Source organism: Microbacterium sp. (assembly GCF_052102115.1).
Taxonomy (GTDB): Bacteria; Actinomycetota; Actinomycetes; order Actinomycetales; family Microbacteriaceae; genus Microbacterium.
The window spans coordinates 1-25,914 of the sequence record NZ_JBQDVP010000020.1 but is presented as its reverse complement, the minus strand read 5'-3'; the positions used below and the strand labels follow the sequence as shown (position 1 = coordinate 25,914).

Sequence of the window (25,914 nt, the reverse complement as noted above, 5' to 3'; positions counted from 1 at the left end):
CCTAACCGCCAGATCGAAACCGCTCGATGGGGAGGACTCCCCCCATCAGAGTGTGATCAGTCATACTGCGCCGGCACCCAGAGCATCTGTGCCGCGATCACACCGCGGTCGCGACTGACGATCTGCGCACGACCGGGGATCGCCGGTACGGGCTTGACCTTGCCGATGAGCTGCCCCTCCTCGGGGTTGCCGCTGAGGAGGATGCCGGTGGCCCCCAGATCCGTCATCCGCTGGATGATCGGGTCGTAGGCGGCGCGGCTCGCGCCACCGGTGCGCCGGGTGAGGATCACGTGCAGACCGAGATCCGACGCCTGAGCGAGCAGCGGCGCGAGCACGGCGATCGGGTTGCCCTGCGAGGTTGCGACGAGATCGTAGTCGTCCACAAGCACGAACCCTTCGGATCCCGTCCACCACGAGCGGCTGCGCAGCTGCTCCGGTGTGACATCTGGTCCGGGCATGCGGCTGCGGAAGTACTCCGCCAGTTCGCGCACACCCGACTCTGCGAGCTCATGCGAGGTGAGATACGCACCCAGGTACTCGGTCGGGATCTCGCCGAGCAGCGCCCGGCGGTAGTCGACGGCGAAGATCTTCGCCTCCTTCGGCCCGTACAACCTCATGATCTCGTGCACGACACCGCGGAGCATCGAGGACTTCCCCGAATCCGCATCACCGTAGAGGTAGAGCATCGGTTCAGCGCGCGGGTCGATCGAGACCGGGGCGAGGTCGGCCTCATCGATGCCGAGAAGCATCTTGCGCGGTTCCTTCCCTCCGCCCCGTTCCGCGGCGAGCGCACGCAGTTCATCGTGGGTGATGCGCTCCGGCAGCAGCCGTAGCTTGGGGCCAGGGCCGCCCGGCCAGGCGGCATCCACACGTTGCACGAGCTGCTCCACGCCATCCGCAAGCTCCGAGGCATCCTCCACGCCATCGATCCGCGGGACCGCGGTGAGCATCTGCAGCCCTCGTGAGTCGATGCCCCTCCCGGGGCGACTGGTGACGTTCGCGGCGGACTTGCGGTTGACCTCGGAGTCACTCGGGTCGCCCAGCCGCAGCTCGATTCGCGTGCCGATCAGGTCCTTGATGTTCGCGCGAATCTCCATCCACCGGGAGGCCGCGATGATCACGTGGATGCCGTAGGTGAGGCCGCGCGCGGCAATGGCCTGGATCTGCGGTTCGAGCATCTCGAACTCGTTCCGCAGCGTCCCCCAGCCGTCGACGACGAGGAAGATATCGCCGTATCCGTCGTCCACCAGCCCCTGAGCTCGGCGCTGACGGTACGTGTCGATCGAATCGATCCCGTTCTCTCGGAAATACACCTCGCGCCGGTTGAGCAAACCGGTGATCTCCGAAACGGTGCGCCGGACGACCTCAGGCTCGGAGCGGGTCGCCAGCCCACTCAAATGCGCAAACCCCTGCATGCCTGCGAAGCTGCCGCCGCCGAAGTCGATCACGAAGAACTGCACCTCGCGCGGAGTATGCGTCAGTGCCAGCGCTGCCACGGTGGTGCGCGCCAGCGTGCTCTTACCGCTCAGCGGTGCTCCGACGATCGCCATGTGGCCGGCCGCACCGCCCAGCGAGACGACGAGGTTCTCACGACGCTGTTCGAGCGGGACGTCGACGATGCCGAGCGGTACCGTGAGTCCGCCGACGGCGCGCCAGCGCGGTGAGATCAGGCCGAGCTGCGGGTCGACGACGAGATCCCCGAGGAGAACATCCAGGGAGGGCGGAGTCTCCAGCGGCGGCAGCCAGACCTGATGCGCAGCGGGCCCCCGGCCGCTCATCCGCTCGACGGCGAGCTCGAAGGTGCTGCGCTGCTCTTCGGGTTCGGCGCTGACCATGTCGGTCTCGTCGGGCTCCACAGCCGGCGCTTCGGGCGCGTTCCTCGCTGCGGCCGTGAACAGTTCGACCGCCGCGGTCTGGGATCTGCGCTGCTTCCGCGATACGGCCCGGCTCCGGCGCGGCGGCTGCCCGGAAACGTACGCCGCACGGAACTGGGTCATCGTCTCGGTGTCGGATTTGAGGAAACCGGCACCGGGCTGCGGAGGCAGGTGGTACGCGTCCGGCACGCCCAGAACCGCGCGAGATTCGGATGCTGAGAACGTACGCAGACCGATCCGATAGGACAGATGCGAATCGAGACCGCGGAGCTTTCCCTCCTCGAGACGCTGCGAGCTCATCAGCAGATGCACCTGCAGCGAGCGGCCCAGACGGCCGATGTTGACGAAGGTGTCGACGAACTCGGGCTTGGCTGCCAGCAGCTCGGAGAACTCATCCGCGACGATGAGCAGCGCCGGCAGGGGGGCCAGATCTGTGCGTCCGCCGCGGCGGGCCTTCTCGTAGTCGGTGACGTTCGCGAACGGGCCGGTGGCTCGCAGCAGCTCCTGCCGGCGAACCATCTCGCCCTGCAGCGCATCCTGCATGCGGTCGACCAGCGAGATCTCCTCGCCGAGGTTGGTGATGATCGCCGATACGTGCGGCATTCCCGACATTCCGGCGAACGTCGCACCGCCCTTGAAGTCGACGAGAACGAAGTTGAGCTGTTCTGGCGAATGAGTCAGTGCGAGTGCGAGCACGAGCGTTCGCAGCACCTCCGACTTACCAGATCCGGTGGCGCCGATGATGAGACCGTGCGGGCCCATACCCTGCTGAGCAGATTCTTTGATGTCCAGGATCAGCGGAGAGCCATCCTCCGCCTGTCCGATCGGCACGCGCAGACGGTCGCGCTCCAAACGTCCGGACCAGGCGCTGTCGAGGTCGATGTCGCGAACGTCGGGCAGCCCGAGCAGGTCGACGAGCTCTGCCTGCCCGCGGACGACCGATGCGTCAGCCGGTGATGCTGCGCTCGCGTCCTGCATGGAGATGAGTCGGCGCGCGGTCGCCTCAGCCTCGACGATGCTGATCGCATCCGGTACGAACTCGCGAGCGGGCACCTGCCTGCTGACGAGTTCGCTGACCCCGGTCGCGTCTGCGGCGAGCGCAACGCGCAGGGTGTTGTCGTCCTCCAGGTCGTCCCATCGGTGCGGGAGGTCGATCACGGTGACGCCGGTCACGCCGCCGCGTGCCACCAGCGCACCTCCCCCCGACACACCGTCCGTCAGCACGATCACGTGCGGCAACGTGGGGACGGCCGCGCCGCGGATGAACCGGGAGCGCTCACGGACATCGGCCGGGAGCATGTTCTCCAGCTCTTCGATGCTCGATCTGATCATCCGCGCCGACCCCAACGCATCGCGCTCGGTGCCCGAGTGCGTGTGCGGAAGCCACTTCGCCCATTCCCACTGCGAGAGCGACTCCTGATCGGCGGCGATGACGATCTGCAGGCTCTCCGGATCGTGCAGGGTCGCAGCGTGCAGGAGCATCGCCCGCGCGAGCCCGCGCACCTCGGCCTGGTCGCCGGTGATCTCGACGCGTGCGTAGTCACCGAGAGTGACGCCGAGCGGAAGCTCCTTCTGCGTCTCGTGCGTGAGCATGAACCGGTGCGCAGCCGAAGCGGCGACCGGGTCGAGCTGGGCGAGCGGAGGCAGCTCTGGCGCTTCCAACGTGATGCACAGCGGCTGATCGCTGATCCCCATCCGCACCGAGAGGAAATCAGGGTCGGTCGGGGCGCGTTCGCCGACGCGCGTGCGCTCCTCGGCGATATACGGCAGGGCCGAGGGCGCAGGCAACTGCCAGTTCGCGCCACGGCGCTGCTGATGGGCGGCGACCCGGATCGAGGAGCGCAGCTCCGTGAGGTAGGCGAGATATTCCCGTCGCGCCGCGAGTGTGGCGGCCTGTTTCTGGGCGCGCTGACGCCAGCCGTTGACGAGGACGAAGCCGAGAGAGGATACGAGAACCATCCCGCCGATGAGGAAGCCCGCGGGGCCCGAGTTCGACATGCTGACCATCACGACCGCTCCGACGCTGCCCAACATCGGAAGCATCGAGGCCAGCATGTTCGAGCCGCCCTCACTGGCCTGGAGTTCAGGAGGTGCTTGTACGGTGAGCCGCCCCGAGGGGACGCGCGGCGGTGCGAGCCGGGGGCCGGTCATGCTGTGACCTGCGGCTGATCGACTCCGCCGGACCACAGCGGGTTGATGGTCACAGCCCGGTCGCCCACGCGAACCCAGTTGCCGTCTTCGAGCAGGCTGCGCTCTCCGGGAAGGAGCTCGGCGCGACCACCGCCTTCCGAAAGGATGTCAGACCCGTTGGTGGACCCGAGATCCGTCACCCACGTGCGTCCACGGGAGTGCTCCAGCCGGAGATGGCTCTTGGACACCGTGCTGTCCGGATCGTTGATCACAACGAGCAGATCGCCCGGCTCGGCCGGAGACGGGCGTCGCCCCAGGGTGACCGCGGCGGGAACATCGATCCGTACGCGCTGGCCGGTGTCGAACACGAGCAGCAGCGCAGCGAGGGCCGGATCCGCGGCCGTCGATACCGCTGGAGCGGACGCGCGTGCGACCGTCGGCACCGGATCGGAGACACGCGGTGCCGCGTCGAGGACGACAGGCTCGTCGTCCTCGTCGTCGTCGATAGCAGGGCGCGCTGACATGCTGATCAGCTGCGGGGGAGCCAGCGTCGGGGTCGATGTGGCACGGGTGAGCACAGCAGCGCCACCGCGACGCGGCGCAGCGACCACAACGGTCTCGGCGGCCAGGTCTGCCCAGGACTGCCGCCGTCCATTCTTATCGAATGCGCTGGAGGCGACCACGAGCCAGGATCCGATCCCCACGACGAACCCGGCCCCGGTGATCAGCGCTCGAACGAATGCGCGGCCGACACCGGGCGAGATCGGCGCGTCGACGCGAGACGCACGCAGGCGCAGCAGGAGCTTCCCCGGTGTCGCTCCGGTGCGCGCGAGTGCCACGGTGAGACCGATCGCGAGCTGCAGAATGACGACGAATGCAAGAGCGATGCTGTTCGTCGCCCACAGCACAGCGGCACCGAGCGCCGCGACGATCAGCACATCGATGGTGAATGCGATCAAACGCGTACCGGTGGCTGCGGGAACTCCGGCGAAGGCTGGTCCGAGCACGGTCGTCGTCCGGTCGGGCCCCGGCGCTGCCTGCTGCCTGGAGCTGGTCTCTCGGCGCCGACGCAGTGCCGGAGTTCCTGCCTGGGGCGCTTCCGGGGCGTCAGGAATGATCACCGACATCGGTTCGGGGGCACCCGATCCACCTGCTGGTCCCCCCGGGGGTGCGCCGATTCCACTCACGCTGCCATCATCCCACGCAGGAGAGTGAGGATATCTGCGTGCAGCAGCGCCGCCGGGAGCGCGAGCGCCACGGCGAGAGCCTCGAACACGTCACCCACACGCGACCAGGCCAGCGAGCGCGCACCGCGTGAAACGGGGCGAGTCACGGCGACAGCGACGACCGCGATGAGGAACATCCCTACGGCAACGATCAGCAGTTGCGACGCCGCGGGGGCACCGCCCGCCCCGGCTCCGAACCACGGGCCGATACCCGCGGAAACCGCCACCACCGCCGTGACGAGGACGACGAACGCCGCAAGTCGCGGAGCCCAGCGCAGCAGCCGGGAGCCGGTGTGCCGCGGCACCAGCAGCAACGACAGCACGACGCAGATCAACAGAGCGATCCCGCCCGAGATGACGAACGGATCATCGCCCCATGCTCGCAGCAGCACCACCGGTGCGGACAGTGCCGCGATGAGGCTGAGCACGACGGTCCCGGATCCGAGCCGCGCCCAGGAATCTGCCACGACCTCATTGATGCCCAGCGCGTCCACACTGGTCGGAGACTCGGGAATGGCTCCGCGCACCGTCCATCGGTTGCTCATGAAGTGCTTGTAGTCGATGAAGGCGCCGTCGGGCAGGTTCACCAGGGCGCTCGGAAGTGCGCGCAGCATCAACGGAGCCAATCCCAGGCAGATCGCGGCGGCCGCGAAGGGCCCCCAGCGCAGCAGGAGTGTCGCTGCCCAGACCGCCCCGAAGATGACCAGGACAATCGAGACCGTACCGGCCGCCGCTCGGACAGAGCGCACGCGCGTCATCAATGCGATGAGCGCTATGCCGACTGCCGCCGCGAGGAAACCGGCCGCGATGGACAGGGGCCCCGCATCTTCTAACGATGCGGGGATCAGGAGCGCTCCTGCGGCGAAGGACAACGCGGCCGGCGCGACCACACCACGCAGCGCGAGGACATCGTGCGCACGCCCCGTCCACACCACAGCCGTTGTGAGCGCCCCGATCAGCGCGACCAGAGCGGCAAGCAAGCGCAGGAACGGATCGAGTGCAGCGGCTATGCCGACAACGGCGACCAGCAGCAATGCCGCGACTGCCAACAGCACCCAGCGGGCCCCATGGTCGGTCCGCTCTTCGTCCCTCCGCCCGGCGGTGCTCTCAGCACGGGCGGCGACGACATCAAGATCGACGAGCGTGTACAGCCCGCCCTCGACGAGGTCCTCGGCGAGGGTCGTTGCATCGATCTCATATCCATGCGGCCCGAGCACGGCGAGTGCGCCCGTACCACCGAGACCGCTGACGACCAGTGCATCCGCGAGACTTTCATCGAGAGGGAGGGCCAGATCCATCCGTCCGCTCTGGCCCGCCAGCGCGATACGCCGTCGCTCGATCAATCCCCCGTTCACAGCAGTACCCTACTCGTCGGGCGGACGGGGTTTCATCCCGTCCGCCTATTCACCGCTCCGTCGACGCGTCACGTCTCCGGATTGTCTTCGCGTGACCCCGCACGGGAGCCCTTCGACCGCGGCAGCGGCTCTTCATCGTCTTCAAGGCGTGGCGCGATCGGTCCACCCAGGCCCGAACGGGATCGCTTCTTGTCCTCCGAGCCCGTGCCGCCGCCGGCCCCCATCATCATGCCACCGCGCCCGCCCGCGCCCGCACCGGAACCGCTCGCCGCGCCGCCAGCGCCAGCGCCAACACCACCGGCGCCGGCGCCGGAACCGAGCAGGCCACCGCCCTTCAGGCCGCCCAAGCCAGCGGCACCGCCGAAGCCGGTGGCACCGCCGAGCTTCGCTCCGGCTCCGATCGCGAGCGCACCAGCACCGCCGCCGCCGATCGCACCAGGAAGCGCCCCACCGCCCCCGGGTCCGCCGGGGCCACCAGGCATCCCCGGGCCGTTTCCCCCCGGGCCGGGCCCGCCGGGGATACGACCGTCTGGATTCGGGTCGTCGACGGACGGATCATCGGGATAGTTCGGGTTATCCGGGTCACGAGGATAATCGGGGTAATCCGGATCACGCGGGTAATCCGGGTAATCCGGGTCACGAGGATAATCGGGGTTATCCGGGTCACGAGGAAAATCAGGAACATCCGGATCACGAGGATAGTAAGGAGTGTCCGGACCGTCAGGCCCGTCCGGACCATCCGGACCGTCAGGAACACCAGGGCCGTCAGGAACACCAGGGCCGTCAGGAACACCGGGGCCGTCTGGAACACCAGGGCCGTCCGGAATACCAGGACCACCAGGACCACCGGGGCCGCCGGGATCACCAGGACCGCTGGGGTCTCCAGAATCTCCTGGGTCGCCAGTCCCACCTTTATCGAATGACACCCGCGCGAGTTCCCTTCGGGCCTCGGCGACCTTGCGCTTCGGCTCCTCGATCGCCGTGGCGACGGCTTTCACTGCCGCGCGAGCCTTCTCTTCGCGCTGCCCGCCCAGGAAATCGCCGATGACGTCGAGGGCCTTGTCTGCGGCGATCGGTCCGAGGATCGGGTGCACGACGACGGAAGCGCCCTTGACCGCGTTCTCCCAGAATGGATCCACCTCACCGCTGGGCAGCTCCGCTCCCATCGCGGTCCGGCGGGCGGTGTTCGCGGCGTCGACGGAGGTCGAAATCGTCGACACATGCCCCTTGACTTCGTCGAACTTCGCGCGCAGGTCAGTAACTCGAGCGCGCATCGCATCGCCGGACTCGCCCTGCCATGCTTCTTCTGCTTCGGTGAGCGTCTTCAGTACGGAATCCAGCGACTGCAGCGACAATTGGAGCGCATTCGCCTTGGGAATGTGCCAGTCACTGATCGCACGGATGCGGTTCAGTTCATCTTCTGCTTCACTCATCGATACCCTCCGTCGTCTCTTCCACCGGCGTAGCCCCCCGCCATGTCGTGTCCGCCTTCGCCCGGCGCCGTCGGCGTCGTCACCCCTGCAACCGCGCGCCGGCGCGCGGCCATCGTCAGGATCAGCGCGAGCACCCCGCCCAGGACGAGGACTCCGAGCGCACTTCCGCCGATGGCCCACAGCGGCGACGGCGAGCCATCGTCATCCGGGACGGGTGCCGCCATCGTCGGACTCGCCGTCGGCGCCGCGTCCGCGGCCCGCTCCACGTCCTCCGCCGTCGGACCCATGACGGCGTTGAGCTCGAACTGCGGATTGTCGAACAGCGGATTCTCGTCGGGGTAAGAAAGCGGATCGTCGGTGAGCATGCTCGTCAGCGAGATCGCCCCGAAGCCGACATCGTTGCTCCAGTCGAGCTCATGCTGCTCTCCGCCGGTGTTGTGCAGCATCGTCTGGATCAGCTGATTTCCCGTCGCCTCCGGGAACTTGCTCTTGAGCACCGCGAGGAATCCCGCCACGATCGGCGTCGCGATCGAGGTGCCGTCGCTCAGCGTCTGCAGCTGCCATTCCGGGTCCACGGCGGGTTGCAGCACACCGATTCCCGGCGCGCCGACGACGACGAAATTGCCCGTGTTCGGCGTCAGGGGTGCACCATCGAGCCCCTTGTCGCCCTTCTGGATCTCGCCAGCCTCATCGAAAGCCTGAACCGCGACTACGCCGTTCAGGCCTGCGGGTGGCTGGGACGCGCCTGAGTCATTGGGAAGGCCCGCGACCACGACGACCCCTTCGGCATACGCGCGTGCGATCGCATCGTTGACCACGCCGGAAACACCGCCGCCGATCGAGATCGAGACGATGTCGGCACCGTCTGTCACTGCGGCATCGATCGCCCGACCGACGCCGTCCGTCCCGCTGTTCTCACCCGACTCGTCGAAGCACTTCAGATCACCGGCATCGCTCTCGTCCCTCGTTCCCGCGATGCCGTTGTAATAGATGACCTTTGCGTCGGGAGCGACGCCGCGCAGCGGCAGTTGTCCCGGATCCGTCGCGCCGGTTCCGAGAATCATCGAGACGACACCCGTGCCGTGATACGCGACGTCCGGGTCCGTCGAGACGGTGGGAATCTCCGCTCCATCGGCCGTGCGGCAGAAGGAGGGTTCGACCACCTCAAGATCAGTGCCGCGAAGAGCGGCGATATCGGGGTTGATCTGCGAGTCGATCACCGCGATCGTCACATCATCCCCCCGGAAACCGGCATCATGCGCATCCTGCACATGGCCGTTGTCGAAGTACCACGAACCAGAGGACAGATCGTCCTCGGCGTGTGCGGGCGCCACAGCACCCACAGCGAGCACGGCCACGACCGTCGCTGTGCCCACCACCGCACGAAGCACGGGTGCTCGGCTCACTAGTAAGTCCCCCCGGACCCCTCGCTCTGCTCGCCTGCGGATTCGAGCAGGGCAAGCAGCCGGCGACCCTCGTCAGCGAACTCGGCGTCCGTCTCCATGAGAGTCTTGACCGCCGCACGAATGTGGTCCTGAGTGTCGTTGACGACATCGACGATCTTCGTAGTCACGAAGCTCATCTCGCGAGCGGCGTAAGTCACCTCATCGCGGAACGGCTTCGTGACCGTACTGGTGCCACCCTCCGAGACCGCCACCTCGACAGCTGCAGGGAACTCCTGCATCTCCCGGAGGATTTTGCCCAAGGCGCCGGCGACGCCCTCGACGACGATACTGATCGTCATGTCCGTGTCTGCCTCTCACTCATATCCGTCGACTCGTGACCGTTGCTTCGCCGAATCCGCACCGGACACAGCACGGGTGCGCGTCCCGAGGGACCGCACCCGTGGCTGTCGTCACGCCAGGAAACGCTGCCTTGACCCCTTGTCGCGAGAGGTGTACTCTTCGCTCATCTCCTGGGTCTTGGTCGCGATCTGCGAGAGCAGCTGCTGCAGCTCCTTGAGCTTGATGTTCCAGTCGCGCTGCGCAACGTCGTACGCTTCCTGCGCCTCACCGCTCCACGAAGCGCGAAGCTTGTTGACTTGCGTCTCCAGCGTTTCCAGGTGACCGTTGATTCCGGTGGCACCGGTACGGATCTGGCCGGAAAGAGCAATTACCTGAGCCGGATTGACCGACATTGACTCCAACATGATCTACCTCGTTCTATCTCGCTCAGGCGCCCGACATCATCGAGCCGAGGCCCGTGATCGTCGTACGCTGCTGGTCTTCGGTCTCGGCCTGGTCGCGCTCGGTACCTGAGAGGGCGTCCTCGAGCGTCACCAGCACCTGGTTGAGCTGGCTCGTCTTGTGGTCCCACTGGTTCATCAGCGACTGGAAGGAGTTCGACGCGGGGCCGGTCCAGTATGCACGGACCTGCTCAATCTCGCCGCGCACCTTCTTGACCTCACGGTTGATCTCGGTGTTAGCAGTGTGGACCGCCGAGGCGCCTTTCCTTAGCGCGCCTTCCTCTGCAGAGATGACCTTGTTCATAATTCACTCTCCTCCGGTTGGGATTTCGAGAACTCAGGGCCAGGTAGCTGGCTCCCGGCGGTGTCCTCACGAACGACGGTAATCGGTGCCGCCCAAAGTCACCATGGGCAGAACTCCCCGCACCCGTTCCGGACCCCCGCCGGGCCATCTTATAGAGTTGACGCTGTCGCCGGCACGATTCCGCCGGGATCACCGACCGTGTGGGGGGCCGGCATCAAATGGACCAGGGCAGCGCTGCGGGCGCCGTGCTGAGGCTCTCGATCGTCAGCGACGACAGACGTGTCGATGCAGGCGTGCCCGCACAAGTGCCGCTCGTGGAGATCATCCCGGGCTTCGCCAGGAGCCTCGGCGTCCTCGATCCCTCGTTCGCCCACGGCGGCTACGCTCTCCACCGGGCTGACGGCACGTCGCTCGATCCCGCCCTCGGAGCCGCGGCGCAGGGTGTTCATGACGGAGAACTGCTCACGCTCGTGCGCGGCGGGCTCCTGCCCGAACCACGGGTCTACGACGACGTCGTCGAAGCCGTTATCGATGCGACCACAGCGCAGCACAGCAACTGGATGCCGAAGGACAGCGCTCGCACGGCGCTGGCGATCAGCCTCACGTTCCTCACCCTGTGCGGCCTGTTGCTCGTCGCAAGCGGTGCCGGGCTGCTCTCGGCGATCGTCGCGGGCTCTGGCACTCTCGTCCTTCTCGTCGTCGCCACTGTGCTGCTGCGCCTCGACCAGAACGAAGCCGGGCACGCCCTCGGACTCGCAGCAGCCGTCTATGGCGGGCTGTGCGGCTACCTCGCGGTGCCGTCGACCACCCCGTGGGGATGGCCGTTCGCCGCCGCGGGACTCGGGCTGCTGATCGTCGGTGGGGTGAGCCTGGCGCTCACGAAAGACAAGCCGGAGATTCATCTCATCCCGATCGTTCTCGGCGCCCTCATCGGCGTCACGGCGACCTCCACCGCTCTGTTCGGCAACGTCATAGCGCCCTACGCCCTGATGCTGGCGGTGACGGCGACCCTCGCGAACGGGATCCCGTGGCTCGCCCTCGGCTCCACCCGCATCCGGGTCATATCACCGCAGAGCGACGTCGACGTGTTCAGCATCCCCGAGCCCATCGACGGCGAAGACGTCAAACGTCGAGCCGCCGCGGGAACCCGGACCCTCATCTCGTTGCGCGCCGCGCTGGGTGTCGCCGCCCTCATCGCGACCCCACTGATCGCCTCGCAGGGTATTCCGGGGGCGATGCTCTGCCTGCTCGCCTTCATCGGAATGATGTTCCAATCCCGTCAGGTGCACGCGCGGCTGGGAGTGCTCACGCTGATGATCCTCGGCGCGCTCGGTCTTGCCGGCACGGGGCTCACTGTCGCTGTTACGCAGCCGGATCTGCGGCTGAGTCTGCTGGCAGTGCTCCTCGCCGCCACCGTCATTCTGGTGGGTCTCACGCTGCTGAGCCCGCGAGCGCGCCTCCGGCTCGGGCGCCTCGCCGACACCGTCGAGATCTTCGCGATGGCCCTGTTGCTGCCGCTCGGAGTGGTAACGGCGGGACTGCTGTAGACGATGGCGACGAAGAAAGAGCTCATCGAGGCGCAGGGCTTCAGTCGCCGACGGCTGCTGTCGGCGTTCACCGGAGGCGCTCCCGGTGGCAAGGAGCTCGAGCCCGCGAAACCGCTCCGCGCCGTCGCAGCAGGTATTGCCCTGGCCGCGATCGTGGTGCTCGGCGGCCTGTTCTACGGCATGCTGCGCCCGGGGCTCCCCCAGGGCTGGGAGAACAACCGCCTGATCGTCGCCACCGACACCGGCGCCCGCTACGTCTCCGCCGAAGGCGTGCTGCATCCCGTGATCAATACCGCCAGCGCGCGTCTGCTGATTCCCGCAGACGAGTTCTCCGTGGTCAGCACCGACAAGAGCACCCTTGCCGGGATCGAGGTCGGTGCGCCGATCGGCATCCTCGGCGCACCGGATGACCTGCCCGCACCTTCTTCTCTGCAGAACTCCGGGTGGACGGCCTGCGTGGACGACGACCCGGCCGCGGCGATCGCGGTCGAGGCGAAGTCCATCGCGACAGTTCAGCCCGGAGCAGGAGCGGTCGTGCGCCGCGACGACGACCTGTTCGTGATCGCCGGCGGCCTGCGCTACGCGGTGCCGGCAGGCGAGGCAGATGCGGTGCTGCGCTCCGCGGGGCTCGGCACCGCAGACATCATCAGCGTCGACGGGCGCTGGTTGAATCTCTTCCCACCCGGCGAGAGTCTCTCACCAATCAACCTGCGTGACGTGGGTGCGCGTATTCCGGACAGCTCCCTCACCGTCGGAGAGATCGTGCACGTGCAGGGGCGCCCAGCTGAAGAGCGGTACGTCGTCACGAGCACGGGCGAGGCTGCTCCCCTCACCCCGCTCGCGTACCAGTTGTATCTGCTCGGAAGCGGGGCGAACGCGGGTGCCGAGCACGACGTGACACCGGCTGAGATCGCGGCGTTGCCCACGGGCGACGTCGCCGGCGGATCAGACTGGCCGGAGGCCCCTCTGGCGGCACTCACCGATCCGCAGACCCCCTGCGCGTTGCTGGACGAAGAGGGACGAACGGTCTTCGCTGCGACGGATGCTGAACTTCCCGCGGAGCGCGAGACGGTGAAGGTCGCGGTCGGCTCCGGCGCCCTGGTGCGGGTCGGAGACGGCGATACCAGCGGCCATGCCCTGGTCGACGAGTCTGGGGCGGCGTACGCGATTCCGGACGGTGCAGAAGCGATCGGTCGGCTCGGCTACGCGACAGATGAGGTGGGCGCTGTACCCGACGCCTGGCTGGCGTACTTCGCGGCCGGCCCTGCTCTGGCGATCGAGGCCGCGGGAAGCACACCGGTGAGCGGCGAATGACCGAACGCTCCCGCCTCCGGGGTGTCGTCGCCCTGCTCGCCGGTGTGCTCGTCATCCTGTCCGGCACCCCCGCATTCGCCGCGACAGCGCCGCCGGCACCGATCTCAGCGGAGCCGCAGCAGACGGTGACCCCGGTATCGGCGGCCGGCGACGTCTGCAAGCCGGGGAACGTCGTACTGACCCCGCAGACCCCGCCGGCGCTCGTCGCGCTGGGGGCTGAGGCGGTGGCCTCACGCGCGACCGGACAGGGTGTCACCGTCGCCGTCGTCGACTCCGGCATCGACGTGCACAACCCCCATCTGACGGATGCCGTGGTCGGTGGGGTCAATCTCGTCGGAGACGATGAGCGGTCCGACGGCCTCAGCGACCCGCACGGACACGGCACCGTGGTCGCGGGAGAGATCGCCGCACGCCGGGTCTCCGGCTCCGGCGTGGTGGGGCTCGCGCCCGACGCGACATTGCTGTCGGTGCGCGTGTTCCGCAGCGACAGCGAAGAGGACCGGGAGAAGGGCTTCGGCCCGACCCCAGAGCGCATCGCCGCCGGGATCCGCTGGGCGGTCGATCACGGGGCGAGCGTGATAAACGTGTCGATGAGCATGCAGCAGAACGCGCCGCAGCTGCGTGCGGCTGTGCAGTACGCAGACGCTCGCGGCGCGTTGGTGGTCGCCAGCGGCGGCAACCGCGCATCAACCCCGGATGCCCCTGATGACGTGCGCTTCCCTGCCGGGTATCCGGAGGCCCTCGGCGTCACCGCCGCCGGGGCGAACGGGCGTGCAACGGATGACTCGGTGCACGGCCCGCAGGTCGACGTTGCGGCGCCCGGGGCGAGCGTGCTGAGCACCGCAACTGGCGCCGGCGACTGTCTGTACAGCGAGGACGCGCCATCGGCCAGTTTCGCGACCGGCTACGCGAGCGCCACGGCCGCCCTTGTCGCGCAGGCGCATCCCAGCGAGCCGCCGGCCGCGTGGGCCTACCGGCTCACTGCCACGGCCGTGCGTTCGGATCCCGATCGCCGCGACGACGTCGACGGGTGGGGTTTCATCCAGCCGCTCGCCGCGATCGACCTGCTTCCGGATGCCAGCACGCGGGGACCGGCGAGCCCGTTCTTCGACACGAGCGCGAGCGCCGTGCGACCCGAAGGAGCCCAGATCGAGTCCGCCCCGACCGAGGCTCCCTTCGCTCTCACCCGCGAGGCGACACTACTGGTCGCCATCGGAGCTGCCGCCGCATTGGGGCTACTCTCCGCGCTGCTTCTGCTGCGGCGCCATCGGGCGAGTCGGGCAGACTCGGATCCTTCGGGGAAGATGAGGGATCCGGATGCCACGTCACCCGCTGCGGACACGAGGGCCGAAGAGACCTACGAGGGCGGCCTGCTCGACCGGGCGCCGACCCCCCCATTCTGAGTAGGGACAACTGCGCCGAAAACAATGAGCCGCCCCGCGAATGAAAGACGCTTTGCCCCATGAGTGAACCCATGTCTCGGAAGCCCACCGCACCAGACGAGAGTGCTCGCCGCTCGGGCATGCCCACGGTCGCCATTTGGTTCTCCATCATTGCTCTCGTGCTCTGCATCCTCCTCGCGCTGCCGTACCTGGCGCTGAGGTCTCCCGTCGCGCTGCTGTTCTTCCCGCTGGCGGTAGGCACCGGCATCGCCGGGATCATCCTCGGAGTCCGGGCGCGTCGGTCAGCCGCCCGCGGAGGCTGGGCGCTGATCTGCTCCGTCGTGGCGCTGCTCATCAGCAGCGTCATGACCATCGTCTTCATCGTCGGCATGATCTCGGCGACGTCGATCAACAAGGTCGAACTTCGCGGACAAGGGCCAGAAGGCATGTCTGCGTCGATGTCCCACGACGCAGGCGACCGCACCGAAACATGGCCGGCGGAAGGATGGGCCGAGTTCAACACGAAGGAATCGTGGGCCGAGCTGACCCTCGAGGCTCCCGACGACGCGCAGTCCGAGACCGTCAATTGCCAGATCATCTGGAACGGAGAGGTCGTCGTCGACGAGACCTCCGATAACGGCACGGTGACCTGCCGCTACGACGCCGGCTGAGCGACCCCTACTTGCTCGTCAGTTCTCTGTAGAGCTCCTGCAGATCTGACGAGCAGTCGATGAATCGGCCTTCTTCGGTCTGGTCGACCACCGTCGTCCCGTTGATCAGGATCTCGCAGCTGATCGACTGGGGGCCGATGTTGTTCGGCGCGATCGCTGCGAAGAATTGGATCTCGCTGAGACGTGTGGTGTAAGACTCTTCGAACTCGTCGGTGGCCGCGACCTCTGCCACCGTCGCCTGGGACGCACCAGATGCCGGAGGCTCGGTGTAGGTGACGGTGAAGTCGCCCTCCGCCTGAACACGAATCTCGACCTGAAGCTCGTCACGAGGCGGCCCGGTGTCCAATCGCGTGAGTGAGCCGATGATCGTGATCACCGCGATCACGATCGGCACAGCAAGCGCGAGCGCACTGACCACGACGAGCGGATCAGCGAACGAGGGCCGATTCCCTCTCCGGCGAACAGCGACGACGCTGACGACGAGCGCTGCCACCCCCACAACAAGACCGAGGATCCACAGTCGCAACCAGAACACGCCTACCGCCGAAAGTGTCAGAGAAGCAATAGCAAGCGACCATCCGATCGGTCGAAGATCGGTCAACTGAGTCTCACTCCTTACGCTCGCTCCTGCTCACGGCTGTTCCGTGATCCGCATCCCGACATCGCCCAGTTTGAACGCCGCTGAGAAAGCGACGCGCATACCGGGGGTCAGCTCAGACCACTCACCGGCTGTAACAACCCGTGAGCCGTTGGTCGAGTTCAGATCCGTCAGGTGCCACCCGGCGTCGTCGAACTCCAGTCGGGCATGCGTCTTCGACAGGGTCCGGGTCGCATCCGGAACGGCGAGCAGCTGCTCATCCGGGCCGCCCGCGGGGCTGCGTCCGAGCACGACGCGTGATGCGGTGAGCTCGAACCCGGCGCCATCGTCGAGCACGATCCGCCACGACGGCGGGGCCGGAGCGCTCACGGCCGGAGCTGACATGACCGGAACCGGCGCGGAAGCAGGCGAAGGAACAGGAGCGGGAGCCGGATCGGCGGGCGGTGGCGCGCGGTCGATCGGCACCTCGTCGATCAGGGTCGGCTCCAGCGGCGCGGGGATCGGGATCGCGTAGCCGGATGCATCGCGAGCCAGGGGCGTCCGCCGTGGCTCGGAGAGAGTCCGGACGCTCGCGGCGCGCGGCTTGGCGTCTTCTGCCATCGGCTCATCAGCCTGCGCGAGCAGCGTCGCCCACAGCGGCGGCACGAGAATGCCCAGCGTGGTGAAACCCGCCCCGTGACGGAAGCGCACGTTCGTCCGGTGCACCGCGACGATCTTCAGATACAGTCCGTAGAACTGCACCAGGGGGATGAAGTAGAACACCACTGACCATGCAGGGACGCCTCCGCGGGAGAGGATCTCGGCCTCGTTGAGGACCGGGACCCAGCCCTTCCACCCCTCCCCGCCGAGGCGGGGGAACAACCGAGAGAGCGCGATCGCGTACCAGACGAAAAGCCCCATGCCGACGACGAGCATCCCGGCGCCCGCGCCCCAGAGGAGCGTGATCAGCGCCGGATCGACATCCCGCATCCGATCCCCTTCCGTCGTGGTCCCGCCGCATCGACATTAGCTCACCACAGGCCCGCCATTGCCGCGTCGGACAGCGCGAGCCAGTGTGGGCAGTCCTCCCCATCGCCTGTTGCGGATCGCGCCGTTACTCTCAGAATCGCGTAGGTGAAGGCCATGAGGAGCTGACGAGGAAGGCGTTGAGGTGAACAGAGAATTGAAGGTCAGTGGCGGACGGATCGAGGTCCTGGTCGGCCACATGGCCGACGCCCATGAAGAGATGACGCGAATACTCGAAGCACTGACGACCGCTCTCAACAAGCTGTCGGGTGAGTGGAGTGGGGAGGCGCAGGATGCATACGTCCGCGCTCAGACCGACTGGCTTCGAAACATGGGAGAACTGGACGCCGAACTGGACCGTGCCCGTAGGAATACGTCGCTGTCCAACGAGGCTTTCACCAGTGCTGCAAAGTCGGTCCGTCGGCTGTGGAGCGAGTCGTGAGCGCATCGGAGTCGATCCAAGATCGGCTCGCCGCGATCTTGGCGGAAGATCCCGCGGTCTGGCAGATAGCTGACGAGACCGACACGGTCCGGCTCTCGGTCGACGCAGACGGTGCACTGCACACGCTCCACCTCACACCGTCATGGTGGCGGCGAGTGACGCCCGAGGAGCTCGGTCCCCTCGTGTTCCGGTTACGACATGCGAGCGCCGCGTCCCGGTTGCACACGATTGCCGAACTGGAGGAGGAAGGACTGCGTCGCACGGATACGGATGTGAAGGAAGTCCCGCCGCTTCCCAACTCGGATGCTGACTCTCTGGACATTTCACGTCTCGCTACCGAGCTCGGTGACGTTCTTTCGGCATTCAGCGAACTCGACCGCTATCGCAAGGCTGTCCGATCGTCGACCTCAGAATCTGCGGAGTTGCGCAGTGCCTCGGGGAACGTGACACTCGAGCTGGTCGGCGGATCGCCGCGACGTCTGGTGGTCGACAAGATGAACGTCCAGCTGGTCTCTGAGAGTGAGATCGCCGCCGAGATCATCGAGCTCTTCAACCGCGCGAGAGGCTGGTTCGGCGAGCGTCGAGCCGCCCTCATGAACGAGTTGCCTGCGCTGGCCGGCGTCGTGCGCGCAGTACGCAGCGCCTGATGCCCCTCCCCCCCAGCACACAGTTCGGATCGGTTGACGAGAAGAGAGAACAGCGATGAGCTACGAAGACTATGAAGCGGCACTGGAGGATCTCCGAAAGGACTCCGCCGCCTGGGGCGACATTTCCGAGACCTTTTCATCCGTCGTAACGATGGTCGAAGGTTGTGCGCTCCCCCGGTTCTCGATGGACGGCATGGGGCATATGGTCGGCGCCGAGGAGAACTACAGTTCCGCCCACAGCACAATCTACGATCTGTTGAGTGCGGCACCGGGCGTGTTCGAGCAGATCTCAACGAACCTGAGCGACACAAAGGCACGCTACGAAGAAGCCGACGGATACGCGCAGTGGCAACTGGACCAAGACTGAGCTGCAGAATGTCGTCAGTAGCCGCACCTGAGAGGACACCATGGTAGATACATTCGTCTCCCCGACTGATGAGGGATCGTTCACGGAGATGGTCAGGAACATCACTGATGGAATCGAAGAGGCGCGTACCGACCTCGAGTCCTGCTCGACCACGTACGACGCAAAAAAGGACAGCATCTCGGCCTGGGACAAGTTCGTGGACTGGTTCACGTCCAACATGAACGAGGTCGTGGAGAAGCTCAATGCGGCCATTGAGAAGTTCAACGAGTTCGTGCTGACGATCGGCGATTATCTCAGCCCCGGAAACCCCTTCGTGATGTACGCCAAACGCGACGATTGGCTCCAGGTCAAGCGGGACGTGACGTCATCGAAGACGACGATCACCAGCGAATACCTCAAGGCGGACACGACTTGGAAGGGATCGACTGGAGACGGGTACGGCGACCTCGCCGGGCGCCAGCGCATCGCCATCGACACGATCGCGGGTTACACCGATTCGATGGCAAACTTCCTCTCGGACTATGCCAAGAAGATCCTCGATTCCTGGATCGAGTTCGGCGCACGACTGATCACATACCTCATAGATCAGATCGACGCCGCTGCCGCGTTCGTGACCGCGGATCCGCTGGAGTGGTTGGACATCGTCCCCAAGATCGTCACGCTGTGCACCAATCTTGCACAGCTCGCCGTCGACCTGGGTGAGCAATTGGGGAAGAACTTCACCGAGTCCAAGGATGTCGCCGACCAGCTCAAGCAGGACATGGCGAATCTGACCGGCTTCCCGAACGGCACCTGGCCGACGGCTACGATTTAACTCGTGATTCTTTCAGATCGTCGACCCCGCCGAATGCTGCTGCCTGCTGCCGGGGCGGCCGCCATCCTCGTGTTCGCGCTGAGCGGGTGCGCTGCGTCAGGCGAGCCAGCGCCCTCACCCACGAACACCGAGTCGCTGTACACCGCGGCCGACGGTGCGGAATCGTCGGCCAATTCGTTCTTCTCGCTGCTCGCGGCTGGCGACATCGCTCCGGAGTTCGTGCAGGTTGAACCCGAGGTGGACCTGGACCTTGAGAAGCCGTTGTCCGCGTTGTTGGCCCCCGAGGTCTACGCGCAAGTCCAGGATCGCCCGAAGATCCAGTCCGTCGACGACGTCGCCGCGTCGGAGGACGGGGAAGACGCGACGGCATCGGTGACGTACGAGCTGGCAGGTGAAGAGCTCACCGAGACGCTCGATCTGCGTCTGATCGCCGCGCACGATGACAAGCCGTGGGACTACGCGATCGTCATCCCGAAGGACGAGTTCGGGATCGACGCGACCGGCGTCGAACTCCTCCCCGCAGACACCGAGTATCGGATCCACGGCGTCGACGTCAGCGCCGCGTTCCACGAGGCCCGCGGCTGGAGCGACAACGGAGAGGTGCCTCGAATTCCCGCCTTTGGCGGCACCTATCCGCTCGAGATCACTGTCCCCGGAGACAACGGCTTCACCGACACCCTGGAACTGCAGACGTCGACCTTCTACGGAGGGGACGGCACGGATGGAGAGCTCGCCGCCCTCGCCCACGCGCACGGCTTCTAGGAGCGGCTTCTAGCTCGGCTCGGGCGCCGCCCGCCAGCATCCGTCGACGTGATCGTCGACCATGCCTGCCGACTGCATGAGCGCGTACATCGTGGTCGCACCGACGAAGCGGAACCCGCGCTTGCGCAGCGCTTTGCTCATAGCCGTCGACTCGGGCGTCACCGCCGGCACGTCTTCGAATGAACGAGGCCGGATGGCGGGGGCTGGCGCGAACGACCACATCAGCTCGTCGAGGTCGCCCTCCCCCATCTCGGCGACCAGGCGTGCGTTGCCGATCGTGGCGAGGATCTTCGCGCGGTTGCGGATGATCCCGGCATCCGCCATGAGACGTTCGACGTCGTCGTCATCGAATGCGGCGACGCGCTCCGGCTCGAACCCCGCGAACACCTCGCGGAACCGGGGTCGCTTGCGCAGGATCGTGATCCAGCTCAGACCGGCCTGGAACCCCTCGAGCGACATCTTCTCGAACAGCGCGCGGTCGCCGTGCAGCGGGAAGCCCCACTCCTCGTCGTGGTACCGCGCGTACTCGGCATCCTGCCCGACCCACGCGCAGCGCGCGCGTCCGTCGGTTCCGTCGATCAGCGAGGTCATTCCCCCAGCGTATGCGCCGCGGCGGTCGGCTACTTCTTTTTCTTCTTGAGGGCCTTCTCCGAGACGGGCGCCTCACCGGATGCTTCGAGCTCGGCGTAGTACGAGCGCGCCTCGTTCTGGCGCTCGAGCTCGACACCGCTGGCGATCGGTGCGCGCACGTGCTCGGGCTCGTACCCGAAGGCATTCACGAGGTCGAGGGCGTGCGGGCGCAGACGCAGGCACAGCCGGTCGATGTAGCTCGACACGGCGGCTGCGCGCTGGGTCGACAGGCGCCCGTTGATGATGTGCCAGGCGAGGTGCTTCTCGACGAGCTGCAGGCCGAACAGGTCGCGCAGCCAGGTGAGCACCTGCCGGGTGTCATCGTCGGGGATGCTGTTCACGGCATCGGTGAAGGCCTCCCACTGCAGCAGCTCACCATGCGCGCGGGCGGCTTCGATGAGGTCGGCCTGGTTCTCGTTGAAGAGCTTCTCACCGAGGACCTTGTCCTTGCCTGCCGGGCGCAGACGGCCGGCGATGTCGGCGACCATCTGCTGCACACGGTCGGCCAGCAGCTCGTGCTGCTGCTCAGCACGCAGGCCGTTCTCGACCGAGCGGGCTGTCGAGCCGAAGTCGGCGATGTTCTGCCCGAACCGTCGCAGCCCCGCACCGTGGAAGACCTTGCCCGCCGTGTGCTCGAAGGCGAACTTGGCGAGCGCCGCAGCATCCTTGTCCTTGAACTGCTTCGCGAAGTCGGTGAGCAGGCGCTTGCCGACCAGCTGCAGCAGCACGTTGTTGTCGCCCTCGAAGGTGACGTAGATGTCGAGGTCCTGGCGGAGCCCGACGAGGCGGTTCTCGAACATGTAGCCGGCGCCGCCGCAAGCCTCGCGGGCTTCCTGCAGCGTGTCGAGCGCGTGCCAGGTCGAGAGCGGCTTGAGGGCCGCGGCGAGCGTCTCGAGATCTTCGCGATCGTCCGGAGTATCGGTGCGGCCGGAGAAGACACCGTCGAACTTCTGCAGGAACTCGTCGTGCGCGAAGATCTGCGCGTAGGTGGTCGCCAGGCGCGGCAGCAGGCGGCGCTGGTGCTTGCCGTAGTCGAGCAGCACGACCTCCTGACCGTCGGCGCCGTCGAACTGGCGGCGCTGGGTCGCGTAGGTGATCGCGATGTACAGACCGAGTGCGGAGCCCCAGGATGCTGCGCCGTCGAGGGACACGCGTCCCTGAACCAGCGTGCCGAGCATCGTGAAGAAGCGGCGGCCGGGGCTGTCGATCGGGCTCGTGTAGGTGCCATCGGGAGCGACGTTGCCGTATTTGTTCAGCAGGTTGGTGCGCGGGATGCGCACGCTGTCGAAGGCGAGCCGGCCGTTGTCGATGCCGTTCAGCCCGCCCTTGAGACCGTCGTCCTCGCGGGTGATGCCGGGGAGGTCGTTGCCGTCATCGCCGCGCAGCGGCACGTAGAAGCAGTGCACGCCATGGCTGACACCATTCGTGATCAGCTGCGCAAAGACAGTGGCGGCGACACCGTGCAGGGCGGCGTTGCCGAGGAACTCCTTCGTCGCCGCACGGAACGGGGTGTGGATGACGAACTCTTCCGTGTCCGGGTCGTACGTCGCCGTGGTCGCCGCTGCCGCGACGTCGGAGCCGTGCCCGATCTCGGTCATCGCGAAGGCGCCGGGGATCGAGAGGTCCATGACTCCGGGCAGCCACTTGCGGTGGTGCTCTTCGGTGCCGAGCTGCAGGATCGCGGAGCCGAACAGACCCCACTGCACGCCGGCCTTGATCTGCAGGCTCGGGTCAGCGGCGACGAGCTCTTCGAAGCCCGAGATGTTGGCGCCGTTGTTGTCTTCCCCGCCGTACTCCTTCGGGAAGGCACGGTGCACAGCCTTGTTGTCGACGAGGAGGTGCAACTGGCTGAGCACGCGTTCGCGGTGCTCGTCCTTGCCGAGGTCATCCTTGCGCCAGAACGCAGGGTCCTTGATCATCTCGCGCGCTGTGCGGCGGGTGTCGGCCCAGGTGCCCAGCAGCAGGTCACCCACCCGATCGACGTCGATGCGCGGGGCTTCGTCGTCTGAGTGTGTCGTTGCAGTGCGGACGGCGGCGTCGACCATGGGTGCAGTTCCTCTCGGAGAGAAGTAGGGATACTTCGATCGTAGGACTCCTCCAATCCGCGGTAAAGCGCGCTGTGTATTCCCTCCAATGGAGGTAGCGGGTGTGGACACGCCGCGTTGTCGTGAGCCGACAGGTTGCGGGTGAGTGCGCTTTGGGCGCGATGGGTCGCGGGCGCGTGCCGGAGCGCGGATGCTGTATGAAGTTGGTCGGTTATCGCGCCGCGTAACCGACCAAACCGATCCAGCATGACGCAGAGCAGTGAAGATAGAGAGATGAGCATGAAGTACCGAACCGAGGCGATCAACCGCGATGGCGGCGATGGCGAAGCGCGCGTTCGCGACGGGTTGACGGTGACCGTTTCTTCACCGTTGAATCCCGATCGCGATCCCGCTGGCACGAACCCCGAGCAGTTGCTCGCGCTGGCCTGGGCGACGTGTCTGAACGCGACCGCTCAGGCCGTTGTCACCCGCAGGTCACGGACGGCCGTGCGCGTCGAGGTTGAGCTGCACGATGCTTCGGCCGGTATCGGATACGAGTTCCATGTCGACGCGTATCTCTCTGTGGAGGGTGCGTCAGACGACGAAGCTCAGCGGGTGCTCGATGCCGCGCACCCCCGCTGCCCGGTGTCGAAACTCATCGGCGGGGCGGCGACCGTTGCCGTGCATACCGAGGCGTGGTCAGCGGTCAGCTGACTGGTGCCGACTTAGGTTCGTCGGCGGATGGCGTGTCACCAGCGGATGCCGCAGACTCGGGATCCGTCGATGTGCGTGACCTGTTCGACCTGACACCGCCGAGTTTGACCCACTCGCGAAGTTTCTCGTCGACAAACTTCCCGATCTTCGTCGAGTGCGCCCAGTTCGTCATGGACACCCATGTGGAGTCGCGGATATAGAGCATGTCGAGCGCGATCATCAGCAGCGAGAAGGGCCACAGACCCAGCAGGATGCCGATGCCCGAGTGCATGAACACGAGCGAGATCAAGACGAAGATGCGAGAAGGACGCCACAGCAGCGCCAGGGGGAACAGCGTCTGCACCCACAACGCGATGAACGTCGCGATGTAGATGAGCAACGAGGACTGCCACAGCAACTCGTTGAACGCCGGGTAGACCATGAACGAGTCAATGCGCAAAGCGTAGAACAGCGCTGTGCCGTCGAGCCACTCGCTGCCCTGAAGCTTCCAGATCCCCGAGACCACGTAGACGACGATGATCTGAAAACAGCACAGGATGAGCGCGACGTTGTGCCCCGCGTTGACGATGTAGCTCGGGATGAACTGCCTTGGCGTCCTTGCTCTCTGCGATCGGCGCTGTCGACGTTTCGCAAGCCAGGAATCCACTGAGTAGTGCGCACCGAGATTCGCGAAGATCAGGAACAGCAGCGTGATGCGGTAGAGAGTGTCTCCTCCGTTGAGAACGTAGGGGTTGTTCGCCTGCAGGGCGAACACCAGGATCCAGGTCAGCACCGTCATCAGACGCGTCTGGTAACCGATCGTGAAAACAACCGCGACAGCGATCAGCAAGAAGAAGACGAGGTCGAAGACCAACGCATTCTCCTTGGGGAACAAGGTGTTGAAGGTGAAGAATCCGCGGCGTTTTGCTTCCGGGTCGACCCAGAACGATGCCGGGCCCCACAGCAGCGAGCGCTCAGAAATGCTGGGAACGAGCGTTATCAGCAGCCCCAGGCCGTACAGGATGCGCAGTATCGAGAAACTGCGCAGGTTGTGAGACGCGGAGGTGAGCCATACCAGCCAGCGATCGAAACGTTCACTCAGCTTCACGACGGGCCTCCCCGAACTCGAAGGTCCCGCCATTGCGTTCGATCAGCGCCCGATACTCGGACACGATCTCTGGATCAACTCCGACCGTCGACTGCCGCCACCCGAAGGTTGAGATGGTCGGACTGAACTGCTGCTCCTCATCGAAACGATGAGTGAAGTCGTTTGCCCGCTCGCGCACAACACGCCACTGGACTCGCTCGATCTTCTCATCGAAGCCAGCGGTGGCGAACAGAGTGATGTTCCGCATCATCATGTAGTCCATCCGCAGGTACCGGATGACATCGCCATCTTCTTCACCCAGGTCCGCGATCAACTCCTCCACCGGGATAGCGCGGAACCCGTCGCCGGTCGATTCGATGAAGGTATCGCGAGCGCGAGTCTGCTGCTCTTCCTCCAAAGCGCGGTAGCGATTCAGGTACGTGGCCGAGGTATTCCAGCTCGGCTTCTGTATCCGCGACGGGAACGGATTCCCCTCAGCCGCGCGTTGCTCGATCTGTGTGAAGTTGACCCAACCGGATTTGACCATGTCGCCGTTGTCATCGAGCCAGCCGACGCGGAACTGCAGAGTGCGATCGACCTTCATAATGTTCGGCGCAAAAACTCGCCAGGTCTGCCCAAAGTAGGGCAAGGCAACGGATCGGACTTCGCCGCGGAGTGGCGTCCCGACCGGTGAGACGATCAACGCCGTGCCCGCGATGACCACGAAGGCGACGAGGGTGGCAATAATCCCGGTCACGCGTGCAGACCTGGTCAGCACCGGTGGTGAAGGCTTCCTACGCACCGAACTCCCTTTATTCTTCATTCAGCAAACGGGAACGCGGCTGGCGACCCGGAGTCCGGGCCGCCAGCCGTCGTTCATCCGATACGAATTCTCGTATCGGTCAGGCTCAGCTTGACGCCTGCGCCTTCTTGATCATCCGACGAGATCCAACGACCGCCAGCGTGCCGGCGGCGATGAGCATCAGCGCCAGCGGAATCGCCGGGCCGGACTCGGATCCGGTTACAGCGAGACCCTTCGCCACGACCTTGAAGTCGATGCTCACCGATCCCGAATCAGCACCCGTCAGGGTAACCGTGTGGTCGCCCAGGTCGGTGCCCGCAGGAATCGTCCACGTGAACGTGACCGTTCCGTCAGCGTTGGCCGTCTGGGTTCCCAGCTCGACCGGGTCGGAGTTCATGACGCCGGTGACGACCTCGCCCGGCTCGAAACCGGTGCCCGTCGCCGACTGCGTCTGCTCCCGCTCGATCACAGGGTGCTCGATCGTGATGCCCAGCTCACCTGCGTCGGCGTCGCCACCGTCAGCAGCCTCAGCATCGCCAGCCTCAGCATCGCCGGCTTCAGCGTCGGTTGCCTCAGCATCCGTTGCCTCTGCATCGGTGGCTTCTGCGTCGGTTGCCTCAGC

General features: G+C 66.1%; 24 protein-coding genes and 1 pseudogene. 10 read left to right on the top strand and 15 right to left on the bottom strand.

What is annotated here, in order from left to right:
• Positions 1 to 56 precede the first annotated feature (56 nt).
• From eccCa to ACTICP_RS08290, 8 genes are all read right to left on the bottom strand, one after another.
• Positions 57 to 4,025, bottom strand: a complete 3,969-nt coding sequence (gene eccCa, locus ACTICP_RS08325) for a type VII secretion protein EccCa (RefSeq protein ID WP_441891296.1) — start codon at positions 4,023 to 4,025, stop codon at positions 57 to 59.
• The gene (locus tag ACTICP_RS08320) at positions 4,022 to 5,125 is read right to left on the bottom strand and encodes an RDD family protein (RefSeq protein WP_441891294.1); all 1,104 of its coding nucleotides are present in this window, start codon (positions 5,123 to 5,125) and stop codon (positions 4,022 to 4,024) included. The genes eccCa and ACTICP_RS08320 overlap by 4 nt, the downstream gene beginning before the upstream one ends.
• Positions 5,126 to 5,187: 62 nt before the next feature.
• Positions 5,188 to 6,585 carry a hypothetical protein gene (locus ACTICP_RS08315; protein WP_441891292.1) on the bottom strand — a complete coding sequence of 466 codons (1,398 nt, stop codon included), beginning with the start codon at positions 6,583 to 6,585 and terminating at the stop codon, positions 5,188 to 5,190.
• 68 nt (positions 6,586 to 6,653) lie between these two features.
• The gene (locus ACTICP_RS08310) at positions 6,654 to 8,018 is read right to left on the bottom strand and encodes a hypothetical protein (RefSeq protein WP_441891290.1); all 1,365 of its coding nucleotides are present in this window, start codon (positions 8,016 to 8,018) and stop codon (positions 6,654 to 6,656) included.
• On the bottom strand, positions 8,015 to 9,409 hold the full coding sequence (locus ACTICP_RS08305; protein WP_441891288.1) for a S8 family peptidase: 1,395 nt from the start codon (positions 9,407 to 9,409) through the stop codon (positions 8,015 to 8,017). The genes ACTICP_RS08310 and ACTICP_RS08305 overlap by 4 nt, the downstream gene beginning before the upstream one ends.
• Positions 9,410 to 9,423: 14 nt before the next feature.
• Positions 9,424 to 9,762, bottom strand: a complete 339-nt coding sequence (locus tag ACTICP_RS08300) for a hypothetical protein (RefSeq protein WP_441891286.1) — start codon at positions 9,760 to 9,762, stop codon at positions 9,424 to 9,426.
• Positions 9,763 to 9,873: 111 nt separating this feature from the next.
• A complete protein-coding gene (locus ACTICP_RS08295) occupies positions 9,874 to 10,167 on the bottom strand; it encodes a WXG100 family type VII secretion target (RefSeq protein WP_441891284.1) in 294 nt (97 codons plus the stop codon).
• A 22-nt stretch (positions 10,168 to 10,189) separates the two neighbouring features.
• Positions 10,190 to 10,507 carry a WXG100 family type VII secretion target gene (locus ACTICP_RS08290; protein ID WP_441891282.1) on the bottom strand — a complete coding sequence of 106 codons (318 nt, stop codon included), beginning with the start codon at positions 10,505 to 10,507 and terminating at the stop codon, positions 10,190 to 10,192.
• A 218-nt stretch (positions 10,508 to 10,725) separates the two neighbouring features.
• Between ACTICP_RS08290 and eccD the strand changes: the two genes are divergently transcribed.
• The 4 genes from eccD to ACTICP_RS08270 are packed head-to-tail and all read left to right on the top strand — an operon-like array spanning position 10,726 to position 15,421.
• Complete coding sequence (eccD, locus tag ACTICP_RS08285; RefSeq protein WP_441891280.1) at positions 10,726 to 12,054, top strand: type VII secretion integral membrane protein EccD; 1,329 nt, start codon at positions 10,726 to 10,728, stop codon at positions 12,052 to 12,054.
• Between the two features lie 3 nt (positions 12,055 to 12,057).
• On the top strand, positions 12,058 to 13,368 hold the full coding sequence (eccB, locus tag ACTICP_RS08280; RefSeq protein ID WP_441891278.1) for a type VII secretion protein EccB: 1,311 nt from the start codon (positions 12,058 to 12,060) through the stop codon (positions 13,366 to 13,368).
• A complete protein-coding gene (locus ACTICP_RS08275) occupies positions 13,365 to 14,771 on the top strand; it encodes a S8 family serine peptidase (RefSeq protein ID WP_441891276.1) in 1,407 nt (468 codons plus the stop codon). The genes eccB and ACTICP_RS08275 overlap by 4 nt, the downstream gene beginning before the upstream one ends.
• Positions 14,772 to 14,830: 59 nt before the next feature.
• On the top strand, positions 14,831 to 15,421 hold the full coding sequence (locus ACTICP_RS08270; RefSeq protein ID WP_441891274.1) for a hypothetical protein: 591 nt from the start codon (positions 14,831 to 14,833) through the stop codon (positions 15,419 to 15,421).
• A gap of 7 nt (positions 15,422 to 15,428) precedes the next feature.
• Here the strand turns inward: ACTICP_RS08270 and ACTICP_RS08265 are convergent, their stop codons facing one another.
• Both ACTICP_RS08265 and ACTICP_RS08260 read right to left on the bottom strand, forming a co-directional pair.
• Positions 15,429 to 15,947, bottom strand: a complete 519-nt coding sequence (locus ACTICP_RS08265) for a hypothetical protein (RefSeq protein ID WP_441891272.1) — start codon at positions 15,945 to 15,947, stop codon at positions 15,429 to 15,431.
• A gap of 105 nt (positions 15,948 to 16,052) precedes the next feature.
• A complete protein-coding gene (locus tag ACTICP_RS08260; protein WP_441891270.1) occupies positions 16,053 to 16,988 on the bottom strand; it encodes a DUF5684 domain-containing protein in 936 nt (311 codons plus the stop codon).
• Between the two features lie 181 nt (positions 16,989 to 17,169).
• Here ACTICP_RS08260 and ACTICP_RS08255 point away from each other — a divergent pair, with 181 nt between their 5' ends.
• From ACTICP_RS08255 to ACTICP_RS08235, 5 genes are read left to right on the top strand one after another with little or no spacing between them, the layout of a single operon-like run.
• On the top strand, positions 17,170 to 17,466 hold the full coding sequence (locus ACTICP_RS08255; RefSeq protein WP_441891268.1) for a WXG100 family type VII secretion target: 297 nt from the start codon (positions 17,170 to 17,172) through the stop codon (positions 17,464 to 17,466).
• Positions 17,463 to 18,113 carry a hypothetical protein gene (locus ACTICP_RS08250; RefSeq protein WP_441891266.1) on the top strand — a complete coding sequence of 217 codons (651 nt, stop codon included), beginning with the start codon at positions 17,463 to 17,465 and terminating at the stop codon, positions 18,111 to 18,113. The genes ACTICP_RS08255 and ACTICP_RS08250 overlap by 4 nt, the downstream gene beginning before the upstream one ends.
• 55 nt (positions 18,114 to 18,168) lie before the next feature.
• Positions 18,169 to 18,480 (top strand): hypothetical protein, encoded by a 312-nt coding sequence (locus tag ACTICP_RS08245; RefSeq protein ID WP_441891265.1) that lies wholly within the window; start codon positions 18,169 to 18,171, stop codon positions 18,478 to 18,480.
• 40 nt (positions 18,481 to 18,520) lie between these two features.
• Complete coding sequence (locus ACTICP_RS08240) at positions 18,521 to 19,294, top strand: hypothetical protein (protein WP_441891263.1); 774 nt, start codon at positions 18,521 to 18,523, stop codon at positions 19,292 to 19,294.
• Positions 19,295 to 19,297: 3 nt separating this feature from the next.
• Positions 19,298 to 20,056: a hypothetical protein gene (locus ACTICP_RS08235; RefSeq protein WP_441891261.1), complete on the top strand. Its 759-nt coding sequence runs from the start codon at positions 19,298 to 19,300 to the stop codon at positions 20,054 to 20,056.
• A 9-nt stretch (positions 20,057 to 20,065) separates the two neighbouring features.
• Here the strand turns inward: ACTICP_RS08235 and ACTICP_RS08230 are convergent, their stop codons facing one another.
• Both ACTICP_RS08230 and ACTICP_RS08225 read right to left on the bottom strand, forming a co-directional pair.
• Complete coding sequence (locus tag ACTICP_RS08230; RefSeq protein ID WP_441891259.1) at positions 20,066 to 20,647, bottom strand: DNA-3-methyladenine glycosylase I; 582 nt, start codon at positions 20,645 to 20,647, stop codon at positions 20,066 to 20,068.
• A gap of 29 nt (positions 20,648 to 20,676) precedes the next feature.
• Positions 20,677 to 22,731 carry an acyl-CoA dehydrogenase family protein gene (locus ACTICP_RS08225; RefSeq protein WP_441891257.1) on the bottom strand — a complete coding sequence of 685 codons (2,055 nt, stop codon included), beginning with the start codon at positions 22,729 to 22,731 and terminating at the stop codon, positions 20,677 to 20,679.
• Between the two features lie 279 nt (positions 22,732 to 23,010).
• Between ACTICP_RS08225 and ACTICP_RS08220 the strand changes: the two genes are divergently transcribed.
• A complete protein-coding gene (locus ACTICP_RS08220) occupies positions 23,011 to 23,424 on the top strand; it encodes an OsmC family protein (RefSeq protein ID WP_441891255.1) in 414 nt (137 codons plus the stop codon).
• Here the strand turns inward: ACTICP_RS08220 and ACTICP_RS08215 are convergent.
• The 3 genes and pseudogenes from ACTICP_RS08215 to ACTICP_RS08205 all read right to left on the bottom strand — a co-directional run.
• Positions 23,417 to 24,511: an HTTM domain-containing protein gene (locus tag ACTICP_RS08215; protein WP_441891253.1), complete on the bottom strand. Its 1,095-nt coding sequence runs from the start codon at positions 24,509 to 24,511 to the stop codon at positions 23,417 to 23,419. The two genes, ACTICP_RS08220 and ACTICP_RS08215, sit on opposite strands and share 8 nt — an antisense overlap.
• On the bottom strand, positions 24,498 to 25,247 hold the full coding sequence (locus tag ACTICP_RS08210) for a DUF5819 family protein (protein WP_441891251.1): 750 nt from the start codon (positions 25,245 to 25,247) through the stop codon (positions 24,498 to 24,500). The genes ACTICP_RS08215 and ACTICP_RS08210 overlap by 14 nt, the downstream gene beginning before the upstream one ends.
• A 151-nt stretch (positions 25,248 to 25,398) precedes the next feature.
• A pseudogene (locus tag ACTICP_RS08205) lies at positions 25,399 to 25,914 on the bottom strand (hypothetical protein); the annotation flags it as partial.

Coding starts and splice junctions, on each gene's coding strand:
- eccCa (WP_441891296.1), bottom strand. CDS start 4,025: ATGACCGGCCCCCGGCTCGCACCGCCGCGCGTCCCCTCGGGGCGGCTC.
- ACTICP_RS08310 (WP_441891290.1), bottom strand. CDS start 8,018: ATGAGTGAAGCAGAAGATGAACTGAACCGCATCCGTGCGATCAGTGAC.
- ACTICP_RS08300 (WP_441891286.1), bottom strand. CDS start 9,762: ATGACGATCAGTATCGTCGTCGAGGGCGTCGCCGGCGCCTTGGGCAAA.
- ACTICP_RS08295 (WP_441891284.1), bottom strand. CDS start 10,167: ATGTTGGAGTCAATGTCGGTCAATCCGGCTCAGGTAATTGCTCTTTCC.
- ACTICP_RS08290 (WP_441891282.1), bottom strand. CDS start 10,507: ATGAACAAGGTCATCTCTGCAGAGGAAGGCGCGCTAAGGAAAGGCGCC.
- eccD (WP_441891280.1), top strand. CDS start 10,726: ATGGACCAGGGCAGCGCTGCGGGCGCCGTGCTGAGGCTCTCGATCGTC.
- eccB (WP_441891278.1), top strand. CDS start 12,058: ATGGCGACGAAGAAAGAGCTCATCGAGGCGCAGGGCTTCAGTCGCCGA.
- ACTICP_RS08275 (WP_441891276.1), top strand. CDS start 13,365: ATGACCGAACGCTCCCGCCTCCGGGGTGTCGTCGCCCTGCTCGCCGGT.
- ACTICP_RS08270 (WP_441891274.1), top strand. CDS start 14,831: ATGAGTGAACCCATGTCTCGGAAGCCCACCGCACCAGACGAGAGTGCT.
- ACTICP_RS08260 (WP_441891270.1), bottom strand. CDS start 16,988: ATGCGGGATGTCGATCCGGCGCTGATCACGCTCCTCTGGGGCGCGGGC.
- ACTICP_RS08245 (WP_441891265.1), top strand. CDS start 18,169: ATGAGCTACGAAGACTATGAAGCGGCACTGGAGGATCTCCGAAAGGAC.
- ACTICP_RS08240 (WP_441891263.1), top strand. CDS start 18,521: ATGGTAGATACATTCGTCTCCCCGACTGATGAGGGATCGTTCACGGAG.
- ACTICP_RS08230 (WP_441891259.1), bottom strand. CDS start 20,647: ATGACCTCGCTGATCGACGGAACCGACGGACGCGCGCGCTGCGCGTGG.
- ACTICP_RS08225 (WP_441891257.1), bottom strand. CDS start 22,731: ATGGTCGACGCCGCCGTCCGCACTGCAACGACACACTCAGACGACGAA.
- ACTICP_RS08220 (WP_441891255.1), top strand. CDS start 23,011: ATGAAGTACCGAACCGAGGCGATCAACCGCGATGGCGGCGATGGCGAA.